Genomic DNA, 22,173 nt, shown 5'->3' with positions numbered 1-22,173 from the left:
TCAGCCCGAGGCAGTTCTTAGGGACAAGACCGAACCGGGCATTTCTCGGCGGCTCCTGCACTTTACATCGGCGGCGAGGCACCTAGTTTTGATGTTTCGCGCCGCGCATTTTCATGCGTGGATGATCGTGAGCGGGACCGTGAACCCTAGGCCGGTCCCTCAAAACTCCCAAAGGATGGCTGTTATGACACAGGCCAAGAATGGCGACACTGTACGCATCAACTACACTGGGCGTCTGGTCGACGGCACCCAATTCGACGCTTCCGGCAGTGAACCGTTGCAATTTACACTGGGTGAAGGACAGGTAATCCCTGGCCTCGAAAACCATGTCGAAGGCATGGAAGTCGGCGCGAAAACCACGGTCACCGTCCCCGCTGATGCCGCTTATGGCCCCCATCGCCCCGAAGCGGTCGTAACCATCGACCGCGCCAGCGTGCCGGAAAACATCAACGTCGATATTGGCACCCGATTGCAGGCCCGCACCCGCGAGGGACGAGCCATGCAAGTAACGGTCATCGGTGTGGACGACGCCAGCGTCAAGCTCGACGGCAATCATCCGTTGGCCGGAAAGGACCTGGTATTCGACGTTGAATTGGTCGAGATCGTCCAGGCGGCGTAAGAATAGAGCGCTCCCGTCGGGTCCCTCAGGGTCTCGGCCCGCTTGCCAAGCATCGCCCGGGAACGCGACGGCGATTGTGCGCCTCTTACCAGGCCTAGCTGTCGCCTTCGGCCGCGGCAGGTACTGGCTGTCCGGCAGCCTTGCGACGCAGCATCTTGGTCAGCTTCCAGACGGTCGGATTGTTCTTGATGAAAGCCTTCGCCCGCGCGCCTTGCCGCAGCCCTGTCGCCAGCACCCCGCCCTTTAGCGTCAGCGGCGCAAGCACCTCGAAATGCTGGACCTCGATATCGCACCAGAGCCGCTTGTAAGGCTCGTCGCCGACCGAGAAGTCGTAGACGTCGAAGCCGAGCTCGCAGGCTTCCTGGATATTGTCGAAGAACAGGAAATCGCCGGGGCTGGTGAAGGCGAGATCGTCCTCGGCGATGGCGCCGAACTCGCAGATCAACCGCTTGCCGGACCGGCTGGAGCCGGTCACCGCGCGCAGCTTGCCCGCCACATCCAGGCCGTGCAGCAGGAAGGGGGGCTTTTCCTCGGCCAGCGCATCGGTAAACAGCGCACGGAAGAAGATGCGTACCTGCCCGTCGCCGAAGACATTGGCGATGCCCATCTTGGCGAAACGCACTTCCTTCATCTCGAGGAAGGCATCAAGCAACCTGTCGACCTCCTCGCGGGTCCGGGCCTCGACGCGGCGGAAGGCGCCGACAGCTTCGAATTTGCGCGTCTGCGAGCGATGCTTCTTGCGCTTGCGCTTGCCGCTCGCACGCGCCAGCAGCGCGTCAAACCCGCCGTCGAGATCGACCGCGAGAGCGAGGTTCGGACTCGGAAAGCCGGGCAGCATGGCTAGTGGATTGGCCACGCCATCGAGGTCGGGCAGCAGCCTTTCCAGCGAGATCAGGTCGATGTCGGGCCGTTCTTTGGCGATTGCCTTGAAGATCGAGCGGATCGCCGTGCCGTCGATGGCGGGTAGGAGCCGCGGGTCGGCGGCGGCGAAATTGCCGTTGGCATGCCGACCACCGCAGAAACGGGCAACCTTGAACGGGCCGCGTCGCACCACTTCCAATGCCAGCGACAGCGCCGGGCGAGCATCGCAGGCCAGCGTCGCGACAACCATGTCGGCGCCGGTCGCGGTCGCCCAGTTGCTCACCCAGGATGCGCTCTGCGCCGGCGCGAACAGCGCCGAGGCGCAGAATTGAGCGTAATCGGCAAGGCCGGCACCATCGCTTGCTGCCGCAGTCCACCGACCCTGATCGGTTCGCATGGAGCGCGCGGAAATCTCGTTGGCCGCGACCCGGTTGCCGTCAAATGACGCGGCGGCGTCAACCATCCCTCAATCCTTAAGACGTATTGGTTCCGACTTGGGGGTTCGCATAGGCGAATGTCGTGCTTGGTTGAGCCTAGGCGCAAAAGGTGAAGGAATGATCGACGGGGGCGAGGCAATCCGCAAACTGGCGTTGAACCTTGCCCGCTACTCCGGCCTCGCGCCCTTGGCGCGGCCGTTTGTCGGCGGCATCGGCGCGATCCTGATGCTGCACCGCGTCACGGCGACACCGGAGAAGCCGAGCAGCGTCAACCGGCATCTGAACATCGCTCCCGCCTTCCTCGACAGGCTGGTCACGGACATGAAGGGGCGAGGCTATGCCTTTGTTTCCCTTGATGAAGCGATCGAACGCATCAAGACGGGCGGCAAAGGCGGCCAGTTCGCGACGATCACGGCTGACGACGCCTATCGCGACAACATGACCGAGGCGCTTCCGGTGTTGGAAAAGCACGGCGCGCCGATCACCATCTACGTCGCGCCCGGCCTGATCGACGGCGCCGTCGATCTCTGGTGGGACGTGATCGAGGACATCGTCGACACCAGTTCGCGCCTGACGCTGACGATGGCGGGCAAGCCGACGGTGATCGATTGCTCGACACCAGGCAGGAAGATCCAGGCCGTCGCGCGGCTGAACGCCTGGCTGACGTTGGAAGTCTCCGAGGAGGAGCAGGGCGCGGCATTGCGCGAACTGGCCCGTTCGAACGGCTATGAATTCGACGCGGGTCGCCGGTGCACCTTGATGAACTGGGATGAGCTCCGCGTCATGGCCGCCCATCCGCTGGTGACCATCGGCGCGCACACGGTCAACCATCGGAACTTGAAGCGGCTGTCCGAAGCCGATGCGCGCCATGAAATCGGCGACGTCCGTCGTATCCTCAAGGAAAAGCTCGGTGAGGAGCCGTGTCATCTGGCTTATCCCTATGGCTATGCCAGCGCCGTCGGCTGCCGTGAGGTGGGCTTCGCCCGCGATGCGGGCTATGCCTCGGCGGTGACCACGCGGCATGGCGTGCTGCGCGCCGAGCATGCCGGCTTCCTGCACGCGCTGCCGCGCATCTCCGTCAACGGGCGCTACCAGAGCGTGGCGCATATTCGCACGATGCTGTCCGGCATCACCACGCCGCTCGCCAATGCCGGCAAGATGGTCGTGACCATCTAGCCAGTTGACGCTGCTGGCGTGAGCACTCGTGGAAATAACGGCAGGTATTCGGCGCGCTCATCCATTTGAGTTGCGTTTCAAACCCGCCATCCGCTGGCGAAGCTCAGCCCTTTGGCCGCGGCTCGATGATCAGCCATTTGATAATGGCCATGGCCGGCAGAACCCACAGAAAGCCGCTGAGCAGGAAGAACAGGAAATGCGCCGTGGGCCCGTATTCGGCGAGCCTGGTGACCGCGACCGCCGAGGCGATCAGCGCGTAGATGACGACCAGCGCCACCAGCAATATGGTTCCGATCAGCTTTTTCAGGCGAATGGGCATGTCTCGATCTCGTTGATCGGTCCCGCTTAGGCCGAATGACGGGCGCGCGCAACCGTCGCGGTCCGGCGCGACGGCGTGCCGCGCTGTCCAGTCTTGCCAGTTGAGCGGCCTTGGTCCACCAATCGCGCGTTTCAACCGCCGGAAGACCGAAATGGCTGCCATCACCGCCACAGCCTCCTATGCCGCACGCGACCGCGATCTCCACAATCGCGCTTTGGTGCGCGGCTGGCTCTACGTCGTGCTGCTGGTGCTGTTCGCGCTGGTGCTGGTCGGCGGCTCCACGCGTCTCACCGGCTCGGGGCTGTCGATTACGGAATGGCAGCCGATTCACGGCGTCATCCCCCCGCTCAACGACGCCGAATGGCGGGAGGAGTTCCAGCGCTATCAGCAGATCCCGCAATATACCGAGATCAACAAGGGCATGAGCGTCGAGGACTTCAAGTCGATCTTCTGGTGGGAGTGGGCGCACCGCATCCTGGCGCGTAGCGTCGGCGTCGTCTTTGCCCTGCCGCTGCTGTTCTTCTGGGCGACGCGCCGCATCGAACGCGGCCTTGGACTGAAGCTCGTCGGTATATTGGCGCTCGGCGGACTGCAAGGCGCCATCGGCTGGTGGATGGTGGCTTCGGGCCTGGCCGACCGTGTCTCGGTCAGCCAATACAGGCTGGCGACGCATCTGACGCTCGCCGCGCTGATCTTCACCGCCACCATGGTGGTCGCGCGCGGGCTGGCGCCGCATTCGCAGCCAGCGGCCAACCGGCCGACGCAGCGGCTCGCCGGCTTCATCGTGCTGCTGGCGCTGATCCAGATCTATCTCGGCGGGCTCGTCGCTGGGCTGCATGCCGGCCTTTCCTACAACACATGGCCGCTGATGGATGGAAGCGTGATCCCGTCCGATCTGCTTCTCTTGAAGCCCGCCTGGCTGAACTTCTTCGAAAACCCGAAGACGGTGCAGTTCGTCCACCGGGTGGGCGCCTATACGGTCTTTGTCGTGGCGCTCTGGCATATGATCGCCACCTGGCGGCGCCAGCCTGGCACCACCCACGCCCGCCGGGCCACGCTTCTGTTCGCGCTGGTGGTCGTCCAGGTCTCGATCGGCATCGGCACGCTCTTGATGCAGGTGCCGCTGCACATGGCGTTGACGCATCAGGCCATCGCGCTTCTGTTGCTTGGCTTCGCCGCCGCGCATTGGCGCGGCACCAAGGGCGCTTATCCGCTGCCGACCGAGAAAAACGTCAGAAGCTGACGGCCGGCGATCAGTATCGCGAGCGAACCTCTCGAACGGCCTTGGCGATGGCCAGTTCGCGGTCCTCGCCGACCGCGTTCTTGTCCTCGCGATGCCATGCGGCCGACAAGCAGCCATATGCGATCGCGTGGTCGAGAATGGCGCGCGGCGACTGATCGAGCGTCTTTCCGAATATGTCGGCCATATGCGCGATCCGGCGCGGATCGAGGCAGAGATCGTCGCGGTCGAGCGGATTGTAGAACATGTTGGCCGCATCGAAGCCGGGATCGCCGAGCACCCCCTTCGGATCTATCGCCAGCCAGCCGCGCGGGCCGAAGAGGATGTTGTCGTGATGCAGGTCGCCATGCAGCGGCTTGATCTCGTGCGGGTCGGCGAGCAGCCGCTCGGCGACGTCCGCGGCGTGGATATAAAGGCTGGTTCGCCCGGCATCCCGATCGGCCTTGGCCGCCCGAAACAAGCTGACATACCGTTCCCGCAGCGGCTGTAGGTCGGCTGGAGGCGTGTGCTCGGACGGTGACAGCAGCTTCGCCATCACGTCGGCTGCAATCGCAGTCGCGGCATCGTCGCCTTGCTCCGCAAGGTGTTCGGAAAGTAGCCTGTCGCCGGCATATTCAAGCAGCATGCGATTGCCATCGCGATCAAGCAGCTGCACCGCGCCTTGGCCGCGCCGCCAGGCGAGGTAATGTTCGCCGCGCAACTCGTCCGCGACGTCGTCGAAGGGTTTCAGGTCCTTGACGATGGCAACCGCGCCGCCGTCCCGCGCGACCTTCCAGATCCGGCTGGAAAAGGTCTCGGCAATGAGTTCGGGAGCGCTGACCTTCCAGCGCTCAGGGAATGCCTGCATGACCACTCAGTGCTTGATGCCGAGCATCAGGTCGAGGTTCTGCACCGCGGCCCCGGAAGCGCCCTTGCCGAGATTGTCGTAGACGGCCATCAGCAGCGCCTGCGCCCTTTCGTCATTGGCGAAGACGTAGACCTTCATCCGGTTGGTGCCGTTGTAGATTTCCGGGCCGATCTCCGGGATGCGTTCCATGTGGGTGTAGGGCGCGACCTCGACCACGCCGCCGTCGATCGATGCATAATGATCGGCGATCGCCGCGTGAAGCTCGGCGCCGGTCGGCACGCGGTCGAGAGCGCCGAGCTGCAGTGGCACCACGGTGATCATGCCCTGCGCGAAATTACCCACTGCCGGCTGCATGATCGGGTCGTGCGACAGCTTCGCGTAGGTGCGGAGCTCCGGCACGTGCTTGTGCTGCAGCGTCAGTCCGTAGGGCAGGAACTCGGGCGCGTCCTCGCCCTTGCCGACATACTCCTCGATCATCGGCCGGCCGCCGCCGGAATAGCCGGAGATGCCGTTGACGGTGACTGGAAAATCGGCCGGCAACAGGCCTGCGGAGACCAGCGGCCGCAGCGTCGCGATCGGCCCTTGCGGCCAGCATCCCGGATTGGCGATGCGCTTCGCGCCGGCGATCTTCTTCGCCTGGCCCTTGTCCATTTCGGCAAAGCCATATTCCCACCCCTCGGCGACGCGATGCGCCGTCGAGGCGTCGATCACCTTGGTCGTGTCGTTCGTGATCAGCGACACGCTTTCCTTCGCCGCCGCATCCGGCAGGCAAAGGATCGCGACATCGGCCGCGTTGAGGAATTCGGCGCGGGCGGCGGTCTCCTTGCGGCGCTCGGTCGGGATGGAGATGATCTCCAGGTCGCCGCGGTCGGCAAGCAGCGCCCTGATCTGCAGTCCTGTCGTGCCGTGTTCGCCGTCAATGAAGATTTTCGGTTTCATCGCTACCAAATTCCCCGCGATTCCAGTGTCATATGCCGTGAGCATAACTTATCGCGGCATGATTGCCGTTGTTCAACTCTTCCGCCCGTGCCTTTCGCTCCGCCAGCAAGCCGAGATAATGCATGGCGATGATCGATCCAGCGATCGCCGTTATATCGGCATGATCATAGGCCGGCGCAACCTCGACGATGTCGGCGCCGACGATGTCTATCTGGCCGAGCTGGCGCAGCGTCGACAGCATCTTTGCCGAGGAAGGGCCGCCGGCGACCGGCGTTCCGGTGCCGGGCGCGAAAGCCGGGTCGAGGCAGTCGATGTCGAAGGTGAGATAGGTCTTCTTGCCGCCGGTGCGCTCGACAATGGCGTAAGCGATGTCGGAGGCGCGCATTTCCTCGACCTCGTGGCCGTAGAGGATTTTTATGCCGAACGTGTCCGGCGCATGGGTGCGGATACCGATCTGGATCGAGCGGTCGGGGTCGATGATCCCTTCCTTCACCGCACGCGCGACGAAGGAGCCGTGATCGATGCGCTTGCCGTCGTCCGGCCAGGTGTCCTGATGCGCGTCGAACTGCACGAGCGCCAGCGGTCCGTGGATCGCGGCATGCGCCTTGAGCAGCGGCCAGGTGACGAAATGGTCGCCGCCGAGCGTCAGGAGGAAAGCGCCTGATTTCAGGATTTTGGCCGCCTCGCGCTCGATCGTGCCTGGCGTCTTCTGGTGGTTGCCGCTGTCAAGCAGGCAATCGCCGTAGTCGACCACCGACAGGTGCTCGAACAGATCGCGCGAGAACGGATATTGCGGGTCGTTGTCGAGGATCGCCGAGGCGCGGCGGATCGCCTGCGGCCCGAAGCGGGCGCCCGGCCGGTTGGTGACGGCGGCGTCGAAAGGAATGCCCCACACGACGGCGTCCGCACCCTTCACCTCCTTTGTGTATTTGCGCCGCATGAACGACAGAGCGCCGGCGTAGGTCGGCTCGAACGACGCGCCCGTCTTGGAGCGAGCGGTGAAGGCGTGGTCGATCTCTTTGTTCGCCATTACGGGTCCTCGTTTTTATCGGGCAGCCACAACTACAGAACCGGCACGCAACATGCCAGCTACAGCTTGTGGAAAGGAAGCGGCGCTCGGCGAGTGCCAAGGCAACACAGGATCTGTATCATTATGGCTGAGACGGCTCTGCTCAACCTTGCGCCCGCACCCGCGGCGACCCGTGTCGGCACGATGGCCGGCGAGCGCTTCCTGGTGCTGGATTCCTGGCGCGGCATCTGCGCCCTGCTGTTGGCCCTGTTCCACTTCCCGACCACGTCGATGATTTCGCAAAGCGCCTTTGTCGGCAGCTCCTACCTGTTCGTCGATTTCTTCTTCGTGCTCTCCGGCTTCGTCATCGCCAGCGCCTATGGCAGCCGCCTGAGCGAGCAGGTCGACCTTGCGCGTTTCGCGCTGGTGCGCTTCGGCCGCATCTATCCACTGCATCTCCTGATGCTTGCCGCTTTCGCCGGCTTCGAGGCGCTGCGGCTCGTCCTGCCGGCGCTGCACGGAACCGGCCCCGCGCCCTTCACGGGCGGCTTCGACCTCAAAAGCCTCCTGGCCAATCTCTTTCTCCTGCAGGGCATGGGCGTCGAGGACCACCTGAGCTGGAACGCGCCGAGTTGGAGCATTTCGGCCGAGTTCTTCACCTATCTGCTGTTTGCCGCCGTCGTCTTTGCCGCCGGCCAGCGCGCCTGGATATGGTTCGTCGCCGCTGCTGTGACGACGCCGCTTTTCCTGCTCGCGGTCTCGACCCGTCATATGGACGTGTCCTTCGATTTCGGCTTCATCCGCTGTCTTTACGGCTTCTCGCTCGGCGCGTTGCTTGCCTGGTTTCAGCACGATTCCATTGCAGAGGCGCGACAGGCGTTGAGCGGCGGGGCAGGGCGGCTCGCCTGGACCTTGGCCGAGCTAGCGATGATCGCGGCAATCGCCCTGTTCGTCTCCATTGCCGGCACCAACGACATCGGCATTGCGGCGCCGGTCGTCTTCGCCTTGGCGCTTTATCTCTTTGCCCACGAAGGCGGATGGGTCAGCGCGGCTTTGCGCAGCCGGCCGATGCTGCTGCTCGGCTCGCTCTCCTATTCGATTTACATGGTGCACATCTTCGTTCAGGCCCGCATGATCAATGTCGGCGGCCTGCTCGAGCGCAAGCTCGGGCTCGGCATCGTCGGCGATCTGATGCTGCGCGGCGACCATGCGACCGGCTTCGGCGCCGGCTCGCCCTGGATCGGCTTCGCGGCTTTGATCGCGATGTTGATCGCTGTCATCGTCGCGTCCTGGTTCACCTGGCGCTTCGTTGAAATGCCGGCGCTGGCCTGGTTCCGGCGCCTTTCCAAACGGATTTGACGGGCTTCGATACGAAACAGCTAGCCGGCTTCGTTCACCGCCCTGTCATGGGCATCGCCTAACCGGGTGGCGACCCGGAACGGAGCGATTCCCCGATGCGAACACTCTGGCTGAGCCTTTTTCTGTCCACCGCGCTTGGCATAATTCCTAACCAAAGTTTAGCCGGCGAGACGCGCGCTGCCCAAATCCTCGACCGCTTTGAACATGCCAATCAGTGGCGCGACCATGTGATGATCGCCGCGCACCGCGCCGGCAGCATGCAGGCGGGCAAAACGCTTTACGCAGAGAATTCGCTGGCCGCCGTCGAAGGCTCGATCGCGATCGGCGCCGAGATCGTCGAGGTCGACGTCCGGCGCGCGAAGGACGGCGCGTTTGTCATCATGCATGACAGCTGGCTCGATCGCACCACCACCTGCAAGGGCGAGGTGGTGAACTATACGCTGGCCGAGCTGAAGAAATGCCGGCTGATCGTCGAGGGCACGGGCGCCGTCACCGACGAAACGATATCGACGCTGCGCGAGATGCTGCTTACGACCAGGGACAGGATCCTGATCAACCTCGACAACAAGCTGGAGGTGACCGACCTGCCCGGCATGATCGCGGAGGCGCGCGATCTCGGCATGGCCGATCAGGTGATCGTCAAGGAGAACCTCTGGAACCGGCAGCGCATCGATGCCGCGAGCGCAGCGCTTGCCAAGGCCGGCGGTGGCTTCCAGTTCATGCCGATCCTCGCCGACGATGCCGTGCATGATGCCGCCTTCGCCGATGATGTCGACAAGGCGTTTGCGCCGCGCGCCATCGAATTGATCAACTGGCGCAACGGTGCCGAGACGCTGACGTCGACCGGCGGCCCGCTGTTCAGCACACGTATGCGGGCGGAAGCGGCTCGCGGCGACTGGCACCTCTGGGCCGACACTTACGCCATCGTCCACAAGCCGGGCGGCTTCCTTGCAGGCGGCCGCGGCGACGAACTCGCCGTCGCCGCCGGCCTGCCGCGCGAAGCCTGGGGTTTCTGGGTCGACCGCGGCGCCACCATCATCCAGACCGACGAGCCGAAGGCCGCGATCGAGTGGCTGGCGGCGAACGGTTATCGCGTGCCTTATACGACCGAAATCAAGCAGGCCGAGCCGGCGCATACGGCGAGTATTAATTAGCTGACGTCGGCGCTTCACCCCGCCCGGCGCTTCGCGCCGACCTCCCCATTGAGGGGAGGTAGAGCGTCGTGCCAACCTGCCGACGCGGCATGCCTGCGAAGTCCATGAATGCTAAACCGGCTTTTGAGTGTAAAGCGCGGCGCCCTACCTCCCCTTGATGGGGAGGTAGCGCCGCAGGCGCGGGTGGGATACTGCGCCGACCTACGCGGCGTTCGCCACGCCGTCCAGCTCCCGCAGCACATCCGCCGACAGCTTCAGCTCCGCAGCCGCCAGATTCTCCCGCAGATGCCCGACCGACGATGTGCCCGGGATCAAGAGGATGTTCGGCGAACGCTGCAGCAGCCAAGCCAGCGCCACCTGCATCGGCGAGGCGCCGAGCCGTTCCGCCACGCCGGACAGCGTCGAGGATTGCAGCGGGCTGAATCCACCGAGCGGGAAGAAGGGCACATAGGCGATGCCGTCGCGCGCCAGCTCGTTGATCAGCGCGTCGTCGTCCCGGTGCGCGAGATTATACTGGTTCTGCACGCAGACGATGTCGCAGATCTTGCGGCCTTCTGCGATCTGCGCGCGGGTGACGTTGCTCAAGCCGATATGGCGCACCAGGCCCTTGCGCTGAAGCTCGGCAAGCTTGGTGACCTGTGCCGCGATGGAGCCTTCCGCGGGACCATGCACCCCGAACATGATGCGCAGATTGACGACGTCCATCACCTCGAGACCGAGATTGCGGAGATTGTCGTGCACCGCCTGTTCGAGCTCATCGGCTGTGAAGGCGGGCAGCCAGGAAGCGTCCTCGCCGCGACGGGCGCCGATCTTGGTGACGATGGTGAGGTCGTCGGGGTACGGCGCCAGCGCCTCGCGGATCAGCTTGTTGGTGACGTAAGGCCCGTAATAATCGCTGGTGTCGATATGGTTCACGCCTTGCGCCACGGCTTCACGCAGCACGGCAATCGCGGCGTCATGGTCTTTCGGCGGGCCGAACACGCCTTTGCCCGCAAGCTGCATGGCGCCATAGCCGAGGCGGTGGACCGAGCGGTCGCCGAGCTTATAGGTGCCGGATTGGTTTACGCTGGACATCAAGGTTCTCCTTCGCTGTCGGCGACGGAGATAGAGCATGGCCGCTGTCCCGATAACCGCGTATAACCGGCACGGCTTGTGCGGAATTGAGAACAATGACCGATCTCAACGATCTTCAGGCGTTCATGGCCGTGGCGCGCGCCGGCGGTTTTCGCGAAGGCGCCCGCGCGACGGCGGGCAGCGCCTCCGCGCTCAGCGAAGCCATCCGCCGTCTGGAGACGCAGCTCGGTGTCAGGCTCTTCAACCGCACCACGCGCAGCGTCGCTTTGACCGAGGCTGGTGCCGGCCTGCTGGCGCGGCTCGGCCCCGCTCTGGGAGAGGTGGAAGCCGCGCTCGATGTGGTGAACGGCTTTCGCGATCGGCCCGCCGGAACCCTGCGGCTCAACGTACCGATAAGCGCCTCGCGGCTGGTCCTGCCAAGAATCGTCCCGGGATTTTTGGCGGCCTATCCGGCCATTCGCCTGGAGGTGATCGCCGAGGAGAACTTTATCGATCTGCTGGTCGCCGGCTGCGATGCCGGCATCCGCTATGACGAGCGGCTGGAGCAGGACATGATCGCCGTGCCGATCGGGCCGCGCACGCAGCGCTTCACCACATCCGCCGCGCCGGCTTACCTTGACCGGCACGGTCGGCCGCAGCATCCGCGTGACCTGCTTGGCCATGCCTGCGTGCGCGGCCGCTTCCCGAGCGGGGTCATGACGCCCTGGGAGTTCGAACGGGATGGTGAGGTGGTACGGGTCGATCCCACGGGACCATTGCTCGTCAGCATCGGTGGAGGCGTCGATCTCGCTATCGATGCGGCGATCGCCGGCGTCGGCATTCTCTGGCTCTTCGAGGACTGGGTGCGCCCGCATTTCGAGAGCGGCGCGCTGGAACCTGTGCTGGAACCGTGGTGGCAGGAATTCTCCGGGCCGTTCCTCTACTATCCCGGGCGCCGCTTGGTGCCGGCGCCGCTGCGCGCCTTCATCGACTACATCAGGACGCCGGCCGGGCACTGGTAAGGAAACAAAAAGGCCGCCCGGAGGCGGCCTTCGTAAGTTGGAACATCGTGTCGCTTAGCGCTTCGAGAACTGGAAGCTGCGGCGGGCCTTGGCCTTGCCGTACTTCTTGCGCTCGACCACGCGGCTGTCGCGGGTCAGGAAGCCGCCCTTCTTGAGCACCGAACGCAGGCCCGGCTCGTAGTAGGTCAGCGCCTTGGAAATGCCGTGGCGCACGGCGCCGGCCTGGCCGGAGAGGCCGCCGCCGATGACGGTGGCGACGATGTCGTACTGGCCGGCGCGGTTGGCCGCGACGATCGGCTGGTTGAGGATCATCTGCAGCACCGGGCGCGCGAAATAGGTCGCGAATTCCTTGTCGTTGACGGTGATCTTGCCGGAGCCCGGCTTCACCCAGACGCGCGCGATGGCGTTCTTGCGCTTGCCGGTGGCATAGGCGCGGCCCGACTTGTCGAGCTTCTGGACATGCACGGGCGCGGCCGGCTGCGCGGCGACGGTGCCGAGTTCTGCGAGCGAGGAAAGCTCAGCCATTACGAGGCCCTCTTGTTCTTGGAGTTCAGCTTGGCCACGTCGAGCGTGACGGGCTGCTGGGCGGTGTGCGGATGCTCGGCGCCGGCATAGACGCGGAGATTCTTCATCTGGCGACGGCCAAGCGGGCCGCGCGGGATCATGCGCTCGACGGCCTTCTCGACGACGCGCTCGGGGAAACGGCCCTCGAGCAACTGGCGCGCGGTGCGCTCCTTGATGCCGCCGGGATGGCCGGTGTGCCAATAGTAGACCTTATCGGTGTACTTCTTGCCGGTGAACACCACCTTGTCGGCATTGATGACGATGACGTTGTCGCCATCATCGACATGCGGGGTGAAGGTGGGCTTGTGCTTGCCGCGCAGATGATTGGCGATGACGGTGGCCAGACGACCGACGACGAGACCTTCGGCGTCGATCAGCACCCACTTCTTCACCACATCCGCAGGCTTCTGCGAAAAGGTAGCCATAGTTTTCTCTCAGGTTGAACCTTCCAGACCCGAAGGACAGAAAGGCGTTTCTTGTTGCTTGGATTGGCGGGAGAGCCGGGGCCATCCGCCAATAACAAAACGGCGGCCGTTGCGGGCCGCTGCTTCGGGAGGGCTTATAGGCGAGGGCGCTTGGCACGTCAAGCATCGATTGCGGTTTAAGGCCGTGAAAAGACGTTTAAAGTCAACGACTAACTGGAACGGTATTATTTTACCTCATGCCCCGGTTATCAAAACAGCTTCTTTCGTTCACCGCCGCCCGGTCGTGGCGGCAAGAAGAAGCCTGACGCCGATGGCGACCATCAAGGCTCCTGCCAGCCTTTCCTGCCAAACGAGGAACGTGCCTCGGCGCGCCAGCCAGCCGCCAATCGCGCCGGAGGTCAACGCGACAGCGCTGAGGACAACCAGTCCCATCATCTTCATGGTCGTACCGAGAATGATGAACTGCAGTGCAGGCGAACCGACCCAGGAATGAACGAATTGCGGCAGCACCGCTAGCATGAAAGCAAGCGTCGTGGGATTAGTGAGATTGCAGATCATGCCTTGCCGGAAAGCGGCTGGGATACTGCTCGTTTCGACAAAGGTAGACACATCGCCATCTTTGCCCGGCCGACGGACCAACAGGAATTTGATCCCGATGGCGATCAGATACATGGCGCCGACAATTTGAAGGAAGCTGTAAAGAGATGGAGAGGATGTGATCAGCGAGGCAAGCCCCATTGCCAGTAATGGAATCTGAACGACGCCGGCCGACACGCAGCCCGCTGCGGTCGCCAAGGCGTGGCGCTAGCCTTGCCCGACCCCGCGGCTGATCACCAGCATCATGTCGGGACCGACACCAGAAAGCTGATAGGCGAGCACGGCGCCGACAAAGGCAAGGTAGGTTGTAACATCGGGCATGCCGCAGAACGAACGTATTGACTGGGGGGTTCCGGCAAGAGGTCAGCCCGGCCTATCGCCTATTCGCTTCCTCGGAATTGAATAAGTCCCGGTAGCATGCGCCACAGTGTGTCCGTCGGGGCCTGCCACGATGTCGATATCGAACACCATCAGGCTCTTGCCGAGCTTCAGGATCCGGCAATGGCCATCGATCGGGCCGGCTTCGGCCTTGCGCATGAAGTTAATGTCGAGGTTGACGGTCACCGAGAGCGCGTCCGGTCCGGCGTGGCTGAGCACGCACACATAACCGCCGATGTCGGCCAGCGTGAACAGCGACGGCCCCGACACCGTCCCGCCGGGGCGCAGATGCCTCTCATCGGCGTTGAGTCGCACGGTACAGCCGCCGGGAAACACGTCGATCGCCTCATAGGAGATGAAATTGTCGTTGAGCTGCGGATAGACGCTGGCCATCAGCGCGTTGACTTCCGCCGCATTGAGCATTGGCTTCAGATCGCTTTGGGCGGGCATGGCAACGTCCTATATGAGATGGCAAGTTCCGGGCGATAGCCCTGGACCAAACGGTGCGACGGAGAAAACACGCCTCGCGGCTGTTCTTCAACCGGCAGCGTGCTAGTTCTGTTGCTCCATGCGCCGCGCGCGCTGACCCGAAAGGTTGGAAATGGCTGAAGTCGTTGCCATCAAGCCCGCCGTCGCCGACGGCCCCGTTCTTGTCAGCCAGGACAACGGTATCCTGCGCCTTACGCTTGCCAGCCCGCCAGCCAATGCGCTGTCCCTGGCGACGATGGCGGCGCTGCAGGCGGAGTTCGACCGCGTCAAGACCGACAAATCCGTGCGCGTCATCATCCTGGCGGCGTCGGGCAAGGTGTTCTGCGCCGGTCACGACCTCAAGGAAATGACGGCGCACCGCGCCGAAGCGGACCGCGGCAAGGCTTTCTTCGAAAAGACCTTCGCGGCTTGCGCGACTCTCATGCAGACCATCGTGCGCCACCCGAAGCCCGTGATCGCCGAGGTCGACGGTCTTGCGACCGCCGCCGGTCTGCAGTTGGTCGCAAGCTGCGACCTCGCCATCGCCTCGCACGAGGCCACCTTCTGCACCCCTGGAGTTAACATCGGCCTGTTCTGCTCGACGCCGATGGTGGCGCTGTCGCGCAGCGTCTCGCGCAAGCAGGCGATGGAAATGCTGCTCACCGGCGAGACGATCGATGCCGCGACCGCCAAGGAATTCGGCCTGATCAATCGCATCGTGCCGCGCGAATATCTCAATCAGGTTGTCGACAAATACGCGCAAACCATTGCTTTAAAATCGTCTTTGGTGGTCAAGACTGGCAAAGAGGCGTTCTACGCCCAGGCCGAAATGGGGCTGGCCGACGCCTATGCCTATACCGGCCGCGTGATGGTGGAAAACATGCTGGCCCGCGACGCCGAGGAAGGCATCGGCGCCTTCATCGGCAAGCGCAAGCCGGAATGGACCGACGAATAGCCGACTTGAATGGAGCCGCGCGGTTCCATCGCTGAAGGTTCGACGTGGCTGCCCGGATCAGCCGTTTCGGCCTCGACCGATCGATTTTCAGGACACCGATCATTTCGCACGATGCGCGACTTCTGGAGCGACCCACGGATGTTTATGGAGGAGGCGTTGCGGGACGACGATGAGTAGCGGTGGGCGCGTGAGCCGGGAAGATCTCAATTGGGAAGTGGAAGAAGCCTGTCGCGAGGCGTGGCCTGCCGCGCTTGAGACCGTTGCTCTCGGATGGACGTTTCGCCGCTCAGGCGGCCAGATAAGACGGCCGAATTCCGCCAACCCCTTGCGTGGCCAGCGCGGCGCGCCTGAGAGAGTGATCGACGTCGCCGAGGCGTTCTACGCCAGCCATGGCCAGGCCCCGCTGTTTCGCGTTCCCGAGATCGCCGCCGAAGTGGAGCCTGAGCTTGAGCGTCGCGGCTACGGCTGGGAAGGCGGCACGATCCATCTCCATGCCGACATCGACGCGCTGGTGGGAGGCCAATTCGACGACGTCACGGTTTCTCAGGCGCCAAGCGAACGCTGGTTCGAGGCACGCTTCCGTACAGGTGGTTATGACGGCACGGAACGTCGCATCTTTCGTGAGATGACGGGTTTGATCGTGGGCGACAGGGCATTCGTGTCGTGCGAGCGTGATGGCCAAATCGCAGCCTTTGCCTTTGGCGTCATCCGCAACGGGCTGCTCGTCATAGAGGCGGTTGAAACCGACGCCGGATTCCGGCAACAGGGGCTCGGCCGCAGGACGGTCGGCGCGCTGATCGGCTGGGCCAGGCGGGTAGGTGCCCAAGCCGGCTGCCTGCAGGTGGTCGCAGACAACACGCCCGCACGCGCGCTCTACGCATCGCTCGGCTTCAACCGCGAGCTCTATCGCTATCATTACCGCAGGAAGACCACCGCAGCATGAATCACGATAGCTACGACAACGCCTACATCGCCGGCATCTTGAACTCGGTGAGGTCGATCGCCATGGTCGGCGCTTCGCCCAACGACGTACGGCCGAGCTATTTCGTGCTGAAATACCTTTTGGCCAAAGGCTTTTCGGTGTTGCCGATCAATCCCGGTCATGCCGGCAAGCAGATCCTCGGACAGACGGTCTATGCGAGCCTCGCCGATCTGCCGCATCCAGTCGATATGGTCGACGTTTTTCGCGGATCCGCGGCGGTGCCCGGCATCATCGATCAGGTGCTGAAGCTCGATCCGCTGCCCAAAGTCGTCTGGATGCAGCTTGGGGTCCGCCACGACGAGGCGGCAGCCCGCGCCGAGGCGGCCGGCATCAAGGTGGTGATGAACCGCTGCCCGAAGATCGAATACGGCAAGCTGTCCGGCGAGATCGGCTGGACCGGCGTCAACTCCGGCGTGCTGTCGTCGAAGAAACCCTTGATGCGCCAGGGGTTCCAGAGCTTCGGCGTGCGGCAGAAATAAGCGCGCCGCGGTTCGCGCAAAATTATTCCGGGAAGAAATGCTTTTTCTCGGGCGTTCATCGCGGATCGCGCCCTGAAAGGTATTTTCTTCTTTGCATTCCCAGCCGCGCTTCGCCAAGAATGCCCGGCGATTTTCGAAAGATCAGGAGAGGTAGGCTTCGATGACCCGTACGCCCGGTTTCAACACTTTAGCCGTTCACGCCGGCGCCAAGCCCGATCCGGCGACCGGCGCCCGCGCCACGCCGATCTACCAGACCACGTCCTATGTCTTCGACGATGCCGACCATGCTGCCTCGCTGTTCGGGCTGAAGGCCTTCGGCAACATCTACACCCGTATCATGAACCCGACGCAGGCGGTGCTCGAGGAGCGCCTTGCCGCGCTGGAAGGCGGCACCGCCGCGCTTGCCGTCGCCTCCGGCCATGCCGCCCAGGTTCTGGTCTTCCACAATCTGATGCAGCCCGGCGACAATTTCATCGCCGCCAACAAGCTCTATGGCGGATCAATCAACCAGTTCGGCCATGCCTTCAAGAATTTCGGTTGGGAGGTGCGCTGGGCCGATCCGATCGATCCCTCGACCTTCGAGAGCCAGATCGACGACAGGACCAAGGCGATCTTCATCGAGAGCCTTGCCAATCCCGGCGGCGTCTTCGTCGACATCGAGAAGATCGGCGACATCGCCCGCAAGCACGGCCTGCCGCTGATCGTCGACAACACGCTGGCTTCGCCCTATCTGGTGCGGCCGATCGAGCACGGCGCCGATATCGTGGTCCATTCGCTGACCAAGTTCATCGGCGGCCACGGCAATTCGATCGGCGGCGTCATTGTCGACGGCGGCACTTTCGACTGGTCGAAGTCGGGCAAATATCCGATGCTGTCGGAGCCGCGCCCGGAATATGGCGGTCTGGTCCTGCATGAAACCTTCGGCAATTTTGCCTTCGCGATTGCCGCGCGCGTGCTCGGCCTGCGCGACATCGGCCCGGCGATCTCGCCCTTCAACGCCTTTCTGATCCTGACCGGCCTGGAAACCTTGCCGCTGCGCATGCAGCGCCATTGCGACAATGCGGCGAGCGTCGCCGGCTGGCTCTCCAACCATCCCAAGGTTGCTTGGGTGAATTATCCCGGCCTTCCCGGCGACAAGAACAATGCGCTGCAAAAGAAATATTCGCCGCAGGGCGCCGGCGCCGTCTTCACCTTCGGCCTCAAGGGCGGCTACGAGGCCGGCGTCAAATTCGTCGAGGCGCTGGAGCTGTTCTCGCATCTCGCCAATGTCGGCGACACCAAGTCGCTGGTCATCCATCCGGCCTCGACCACGCACCGCCAGCTTTCCGACGAGCAGAAGGTCAAGGCCGGCGCCGGGCCGGATACGGTGCGGCTGTCGATCGGCATCGAGGACGTCAACGACATCGTCGCCGATCTCGAGCAGGCGCTGAGCAAGGTTTGATATGTCGGCCTTTCTTGCCGTCAACACCGATACCGTGGAACCGGAGGCCGGCGCGCCGGCCTCCGACCGGGTGATCTCCGGCGACCCGAAATTCCGCACCTGGAATGTCGAGGAGCGCGACGGCGGCCTCTATGCCGGCATCTGGGAAGCGACGCCGGGCAAGTGGCGCATCGTTTACGACGAATGGGAATTCTGCCACATCTTGGCGGGCGTGTCGGTGATCGCCGAGGACGGCGGCGATGCGCGCACCGTGCGGGCCGGCGACAGTTTCGTGCTGAGGCCAGGATTCAAGGGCACATGGGAAGTGCTCGAGACGACGCGCAAGGAATATGTGATCAAGCTCTGAGTGGGTATCCGGTTGGCGAAGGCATATCGCCTCGTCACTCCATGGTCTGCGCTCCGCTTCGTGTCGCTACGCCCGGGGATGACGAAGCCGGCTACGCCTCGCTCAGAAACTGACGGCCACCCGCTCCAGCCCATGAAAGTGATAGGTGTCGCGGAAGCGTGGCCTCTCCGCCAGGCGTAAATTCGGTAACCGGTCGAACAACGTCTTCAGCGACACCTGCAACTCAAGCCTGGCCAGTGGCGCGCCGATGCAGAAATGGATACCGGCGCCGAAGGAGACATTCTTCTGGTCCGCGCGGCCCGGATTGAAGGTATCGGGCTCGGCAAAAGCCAGAGGATCGTGATTGGCCATGCCGAGCAGCAAGGCGACCATCTCGCCGGGCTTGACCAATATGCCTGGCGAAACCTCGATCTCCTCATAGGCGTAGCGCAAGAACATATGCAGCGGCGCGTCGAAACGCAGGCATTCCTCGACCGCCGCGACATTTTTCTCCGGCGTCTCGAAGAACCGGCGCGGATCGCCGCCTTGCACGAGGATCGAGCGCACCGCATTGCCGGTCTGATGCACGGTCGCTTCATGGCCGGCATTGAGAAGCAGGATCGCCGAGGACACCAGTTCGTCCTCGGAAAGCTTTTGGCCGTTGTCCTGGGCTTCGATCAAGAGCGACAGCAGGTCGTCGCCCGGCTTCTTGCGCCGCTCGCCGAGGTAACTGCGCAGGAAGTCGGAAAAGTCGCGCGCGGCGCGGTTGGCCGTGTCCTCGGTTTCGCGCGTGCGGCCATGCATGTACATGGCGACCATCTGGTGCGACCAGTCGAGCAGTTGCGGCCCCATCTCGACCGGAACGCCGAGCATCTCCGCGATGATGGTGATCGGCAAGGGCGAGGCGTAGGCCGGTAGAAGATCGACATTGCCCGGCTCGAAGCGGTCGATCAGCTCGATAGCCAAAGCCTCGATGCGCGGCCTGAGCCGCTCGACCTGACGCGAGACGAAGGCGCGGTTGACCAGCGTCCTGAGCCGCGTATGCACTGGCGGCTCGAGCTCCAGCATGGAATTGGCCTCGATTGCGTCGAAGGCGACGAGATGCGAGCGGTCGTGGCCGACGCCCCGGCTGTCTGGAATGCCTGCCGGGTTCTGCCGGCCGAAACGGCGGTCGCGCAGCAACCGGTTGACGTCGTCAAAGCCGCCAAAACACCAGAAACCATAGTCTTCCCAGAAGAAGGCATTGGCAGCGCCGTGCAGGAAGGCGTAGGCCTCGTAAGGGTTCTGCACGAAAGCTATCTCGTGCGGGTCGAGACGCAGGCGGCGGCTGGCGAGATCAAACTCAAGATAGGAAGGCTTCAAATCGGTCATGCCTGACCATTAGCGCGCCATGTCAGCCCGATGCCAGACCGTATTCTTGGCGCCCGTGAAATCGAAGCGTTGAGCCAGATTGCCGGCCTGAAGCGCTGGCTGCGCGCCGAAATGATCTAGTTGGATATTCGGCTAGCCGCCAGCGTCAGTGCCCAGTCTTCAGAATACTCGTGACCTTGGCTGCAATCGCCGCGTCGAGCGCGGGCCAGTTCGCCAGCAGCTCGCGCGGAAACCGATAGGTCAGGCTGAGATCGTCGCCGACCTGGATGTCGCGCTCGCAGGGCGCCAGCGATTCCTCGGCACTCGGACCGCTGAGGCAGCGGGCGACGAACGGATCCTTGCCGGGACGTTCCGCGACGGCCAGCACCTCGTTGAGATAGCCTGATTTTTCCGTGAAGGCGTAAACCGTCGTGCCGCCAGGGGCGGGCGTGCCGGGCTTTTCGATCAGGGCGCTGTAGATCGGCGCGAAACGGCCGCTCATGTCGCGCGACATCATGCGAGGCTCGAACGACAGGAAGATGATCTTCCTGGTCGTCGTGTGGTTGAAGTCGTCGCGCGCAGCCGTGCTGTAGCCGTCCATCTCGGGATAGCGCAGATAGAGATCGAGCCGCGAGGCGACGCCGTCGCGCCTAGCTTGGTCGAAGCGGATGAAGTTTGCCGGGACGCTGATCAGATTGTTGCCCATGACGATCTGGTGCACCGTGGTATCGTCCGTATAGCCGGCCATGGCGATCGACCGTCCGAGCCATTTGCCGCCGACGCTGATCGCCACCGAAAGCAGCGCAAGCGCCGCGAAAATGTAGAAGACCCGCTTCATCAAGGTCGAATCGACGACCTCGAATTTCGGGCTCTCGGCAGCCGTTGCGTCTCTCATTCGCTCTTCCCCGATCCGCCCGCCTGTCTTTCGCCGGCACAGCCCGCGCGGCATGGCTCTTGCAGCGCGTTGGCACGACTGTGCGTTTTCATGGTAAACGGTTGGTAAATATGGATCCCGTTGTGCTTGTTCTTTACGCGTTTGCGGTTGGTGTCGCGGCTTGCGGACTGGCCGGATCGGCCATGGAACTGTTGTCCGGCCAGCGCCTGGCCTTTGCAGAACCCTATGTTTCGCCGGTCCATATCCTGCGCTCGCTCGCGGCAACCGCCTGCGCCGGTCCGTTCATGCTCACCAACGAGGCCTTGGCCGCCCGCCGCGAAGGCCGCATCGGCACGATGGCGCTGTTGTCCTGCGGCTGCACGGCCATTGCCTGGGCACTGGCGCTCGGCATCGTGCTCATCGCCATTGCATCCTGGGCAACCGAGAACTTAGGGTCCTTCGAATTCGCTGGTTGAGACGATTCGGAGACGAACAATGCCGGTCTATGCGATCGATGGGAAAGCGCCTGAGTTCGAGGATGCCGATACGAACTGGATTGCGCCGGACGCCACGCTGATCGGCAATATCCGGATCGGCCGCAATGTCGGCTTCTGGTTCGGCGTCGCCATCCGCGGCGACGGCGAGCCCATCACGATCGGCGCCGACACCAATGTGCAGGAGCATACGATCATGCACACCGATCCGGGCTTTCCGCTGACCATCGGCAAAGGCTGCACGATCGGCCACAGGGCGCTGCTGCATGGCTGCACGATCGGCGACAACAGCCTGATCGGCATGGGCGCCATCGTGCTGAACGGCGCCAGGATCGGCAACAACTCGCTGGTCGGCGCCGGAGCGCTGGTGACGGAAAACAAGGTTTTTCCGGACAATTCGCTGATCGTCGGCTCACCGGCGAAAGTGATCAGGACGCTGGACGAAGCGGCGATCGAGCGGCTGCGTGTCTCGGCCGCCCACTATGTGGCCAATGCCAAACGCTTCAAGGCCAAGCTGAAGGCTGTGTGACGGCGGCGGCCCGTTTCGCCCTTCATCATAGGCGGCGGTTGTTCAGCGCTTCACGCAGTAGAAGGACGCCGGCTTCGAAGCCGGCCTGCTCGGCGCCTTCCAGTGCCGTCTCATAGTCGTCGATGCGGGTTCTCAGTGACGGGTCCGCGCCCGCCACCTCGCTCGGAAAGGGCAGTCCAGGCCCCCGATCGTCTACCTCGACGGCGCGGCCGAAAATGGCGGAGCCGGCCCTGGGGACAGGGGCCGGCTCCTAAAACCCGGTCGTTGGGGACGGGGA

25 protein-coding genes are annotated in these 22,173 nt (G+C 63.6%); 13 read left to right on the top strand and 12 right to left on the bottom strand.

Annotated elements, in window-relative coordinates; translation table 11 throughout:
- Nucleotides 1-184 precede the first annotated feature (184 nt).
- Nucleotides 185-619, top strand: coding sequence for a peptidylprolyl isomerase (locus FJW06_RS27155; protein ID WP_140756347.1), 435 nt, complete (start codon nucleotides 185-187; stop codon nucleotides 617-619).
- Nucleotides 620-713: 94 nt separating this feature from the next.
- Here FJW06_RS27155 and FJW06_RS27150 read toward each other — a convergent pair whose 3' ends face one another.
- Entirely contained in the window at nucleotides 714-1,943 is a 1,230-nt protein-coding gene (locus FJW06_RS27150; RefSeq protein ID WP_140756345.1) for a GNAT family N-acetyltransferase, read from the bottom strand.
- Nucleotides 1,944-2,034: 91 nt separating this feature from the next.
- Here FJW06_RS27150 and FJW06_RS27145 point away from each other — a divergent pair, with 91 nt between their 5' ends.
- Nucleotides 2,035-3,093, top strand: a complete 1,059-nt coding sequence (locus FJW06_RS27145) for a polysaccharide deacetylase family protein (RefSeq protein ID WP_140756379.1) — start codon at nucleotides 2,035-2,037, stop codon at nucleotides 3,091-3,093.
- A 103-nt stretch (nucleotides 3,094-3,196) separates the two neighbouring features.
- Here the strand turns inward: FJW06_RS27145 and FJW06_RS27140 are convergent, their stop codons facing one another.
- A complete protein-coding gene (locus FJW06_RS27140) occupies nucleotides 3,197-3,412 on the bottom strand; it encodes a DUF2842 domain-containing protein (protein WP_140756343.1) in 216 nt (71 codons plus the stop codon).
- Between the two features lie 151 nt (nucleotides 3,413-3,563).
- Here FJW06_RS27140 and FJW06_RS27135 point away from each other — a divergent pair, with 151 nt between their 5' ends.
- Nucleotides 3,564-4,655, top strand: coding sequence for a COX15/CtaA family protein (locus tag FJW06_RS27135; protein WP_140756341.1), 1,092 nt, complete (start codon nucleotides 3,564-3,566; stop codon nucleotides 4,653-4,655).
- A 10-nt stretch (nucleotides 4,656-4,665) separates the two neighbouring features.
- Here the strand turns inward: FJW06_RS27135 and FJW06_RS27130 are convergent, their stop codons facing one another.
- Genes FJW06_RS27130 through speB form a run of 3 tightly spaced genes read right to left on the bottom strand, consistent with a single transcriptional unit; the run spans nucleotide 4,666 to nucleotide 7,468 of the window.
- Complete coding sequence (locus FJW06_RS27130) at nucleotides 4,666-5,499, bottom strand: aminoglycoside phosphotransferase family protein (RefSeq protein ID WP_181178612.1); 834 nt, start codon at nucleotides 5,497-5,499, stop codon at nucleotides 4,666-4,668.
- 6 nt (nucleotides 5,500-5,505) lie between these two features.
- The gene (gene argC, locus FJW06_RS27125) at nucleotides 5,506-6,438 is read right to left on the bottom strand and encodes an N-acetyl-gamma-glutamyl-phosphate reductase (RefSeq protein ID WP_140756337.1); all 933 of its coding nucleotides are present in this window, start codon (nucleotides 6,436-6,438) and stop codon (nucleotides 5,506-5,508) included.
- A gap of 28 nt (nucleotides 6,439-6,466) precedes the next feature.
- Entirely contained in the window at nucleotides 6,467-7,468 is a 1,002-nt protein-coding gene (speB, locus tag FJW06_RS27120; RefSeq protein WP_140756335.1) for an agmatinase, read from the bottom strand.
- A 123-nt stretch (nucleotides 7,469-7,591) separates the two neighbouring features.
- Here speB and FJW06_RS27115 point away from each other — a divergent pair, with 123 nt between their 5' ends.
- Both FJW06_RS27115 and FJW06_RS27110 read left to right on the top strand, forming a co-directional pair.
- Nucleotides 7,592-8,806: an acyltransferase gene (locus FJW06_RS27115; protein ID WP_140756333.1), complete on the top strand. Its 1,215-nt coding sequence runs from the start codon at nucleotides 7,592-7,594 to the stop codon at nucleotides 8,804-8,806.
- Nucleotides 8,807-8,901: 95 nt separating this feature from the next.
- Entirely contained in the window at nucleotides 8,902-9,960 is a 1,059-nt protein-coding gene (locus FJW06_RS27110) for a glycerophosphodiester phosphodiesterase family protein (protein WP_140756331.1), read from the top strand.
- 201 nt (nucleotides 9,961-10,161) lie between these two features.
- On the opposite strand, the gene FJW06_RS27105 is transcribed toward FJW06_RS27110, so the two are convergent.
- On the bottom strand, nucleotides 10,162-11,034 hold the full coding sequence (locus FJW06_RS27105) for an aldo/keto reductase family oxidoreductase (RefSeq protein WP_140756329.1): 873 nt from the start codon (nucleotides 11,032-11,034) through the stop codon (nucleotides 10,162-10,164).
- A 95-nt stretch (nucleotides 11,035-11,129) separates the two neighbouring features.
- On the opposite strand from FJW06_RS27105, the gene FJW06_RS27100 reads away from it, so the two are divergent.
- Complete coding sequence (locus FJW06_RS27100) at nucleotides 11,130-12,035, top strand: LysR family transcriptional regulator (RefSeq protein ID WP_140756326.1); 906 nt, start codon at nucleotides 11,130-11,132, stop codon at nucleotides 12,033-12,035.
- Nucleotides 12,036-12,089: 54 nt separating this feature from the next.
- Here FJW06_RS27100 and rpsI read toward each other — a convergent pair whose 3' ends face one another.
- The 4 genes from rpsI to FJW06_RS27080 form a co-directional block, all read right to left on the bottom strand.
- Nucleotides 12,090-12,560 (bottom strand): 30S ribosomal protein S9, encoded by a 471-nt coding sequence (gene rpsI / locus FJW06_RS27095; RefSeq protein ID WP_040999876.1) that lies wholly within the window; start codon nucleotides 12,558-12,560, stop codon nucleotides 12,090-12,092.
- Complete coding sequence (gene rplM, locus FJW06_RS27090) at nucleotides 12,560-13,024, bottom strand: 50S ribosomal protein L13 (RefSeq protein WP_040983169.1); 465 nt, start codon at nucleotides 13,022-13,024, stop codon at nucleotides 12,560-12,562. Before rplM ends, rpsI begins: the two co-directional genes overlap by 1 nt.
- Nucleotides 13,025-13,291: 267 nt before the next feature.
- A complete protein-coding gene (locus FJW06_RS27085; protein ID WP_246674869.1) occupies nucleotides 13,292-13,819 on the bottom strand; it encodes a LysE family translocator in 528 nt (175 codons plus the stop codon).
- 165 nt (nucleotides 13,820-13,984) lie between these two features.
- Nucleotides 13,985-14,449, bottom strand: coding sequence for a PaaI family thioesterase (locus tag FJW06_RS27080; protein ID WP_140756324.1), 465 nt, complete (start codon nucleotides 14,447-14,449; stop codon nucleotides 13,985-13,987).
- Between the two features lie 151 nt (nucleotides 14,450-14,600).
- On the opposite strand from FJW06_RS27080, the gene FJW06_RS27075 reads away from it, so the two are divergent.
- The 5 genes from FJW06_RS27075 (at nucleotide 14,601) to FJW06_RS27055 (ending at nucleotide 18,670) form a co-directional block, all read left to right on the top strand.
- The gene (locus FJW06_RS27075) at nucleotides 14,601-15,422 is read left to right on the top strand and encodes an enoyl-CoA hydratase (RefSeq protein ID WP_140756321.1); all 822 of its coding nucleotides are present in this window, start codon (nucleotides 14,601-14,603) and stop codon (nucleotides 15,420-15,422) included.
- 187 nt (nucleotides 15,423-15,609) lie between these two features.
- Complete coding sequence (locus FJW06_RS27070) at nucleotides 15,610-16,365, top strand: GNAT family N-acetyltransferase (RefSeq protein ID WP_246674868.1); 756 nt, start codon at nucleotides 15,610-15,612, stop codon at nucleotides 16,363-16,365.
- Complete coding sequence (locus FJW06_RS27065; protein WP_140756317.1) at nucleotides 16,362-16,883, top strand: CoA-binding protein; 522 nt, start codon at nucleotides 16,362-16,364, stop codon at nucleotides 16,881-16,883. Before FJW06_RS27070 ends, FJW06_RS27065 begins: the two co-directional genes overlap by 4 nt.
- A 160-nt stretch (nucleotides 16,884-17,043) precedes the next feature.
- Nucleotides 17,044-18,324, top strand: coding sequence for an O-acetylhomoserine aminocarboxypropyltransferase (locus FJW06_RS27060; RefSeq protein WP_140756314.1), 1,281 nt, complete (start codon nucleotides 17,044-17,046; stop codon nucleotides 18,322-18,324).
- 1 nt (nucleotide 18,325) lies between these two features.
- Complete coding sequence (locus tag FJW06_RS27055; protein WP_140756311.1) at nucleotides 18,326-18,670, top strand: cupin domain-containing protein; 345 nt, start codon at nucleotides 18,326-18,328, stop codon at nucleotides 18,668-18,670.
- A gap of 102 nt (nucleotides 18,671-18,772) precedes the next feature.
- Here FJW06_RS27055 and FJW06_RS27050 read toward each other — a convergent pair whose 3' ends face one another.
- Together FJW06_RS27050 and FJW06_RS27045 are read right to left on the bottom strand one after the other, a co-directional pair.
- Complete coding sequence (locus tag FJW06_RS27050; RefSeq protein WP_140756309.1) at nucleotides 18,773-20,020, bottom strand: cytochrome P450; 1,248 nt, start codon at nucleotides 20,018-20,020, stop codon at nucleotides 18,773-18,775.
- Nucleotides 20,021-20,165: 145 nt separating this feature from the next.
- On the bottom strand, nucleotides 20,166-20,894 hold the full coding sequence (locus FJW06_RS27045; protein WP_140756307.1) for a hypothetical protein: 729 nt from the start codon (nucleotides 20,892-20,894) through the stop codon (nucleotides 20,166-20,168).
- Nucleotides 20,895-21,004: 110 nt separating this feature from the next.
- Here FJW06_RS27045 and FJW06_RS27040 point away from each other — a divergent pair, with 110 nt between their 5' ends.
- Together FJW06_RS27040 and FJW06_RS27035 are read left to right on the top strand one after the other, a co-directional pair.
- On the top strand, nucleotides 21,005-21,349 hold the full coding sequence (locus FJW06_RS27040; protein ID WP_140756377.1) for a hypothetical protein: 345 nt from the start codon (nucleotides 21,005-21,007) through the stop codon (nucleotides 21,347-21,349).
- 19 nt (nucleotides 21,350-21,368) lie between these two features.
- Nucleotides 21,369-21,896: a gamma carbonic anhydrase family protein gene (locus FJW06_RS27035; protein WP_140756305.1), complete on the top strand. Its 528-nt coding sequence runs from the start codon at nucleotides 21,369-21,371 to the stop codon at nucleotides 21,894-21,896.
- Nucleotides 21,897-22,173 lie beyond the last annotated feature (277 nt).

The sequence above is a fragment of the Mesorhizobium sp. B4-1-3 genome (assembly GCF_006439355.1).
GTDB lineage: Bacteria > Pseudomonadota > Alphaproteobacteria > Rhizobiales > Rhizobiaceae > Mesorhizobium.
Note: the sequence above shows the minus strand (reverse complement) of the source record. Positions and strands in the feature narration are given on the sequence as shown.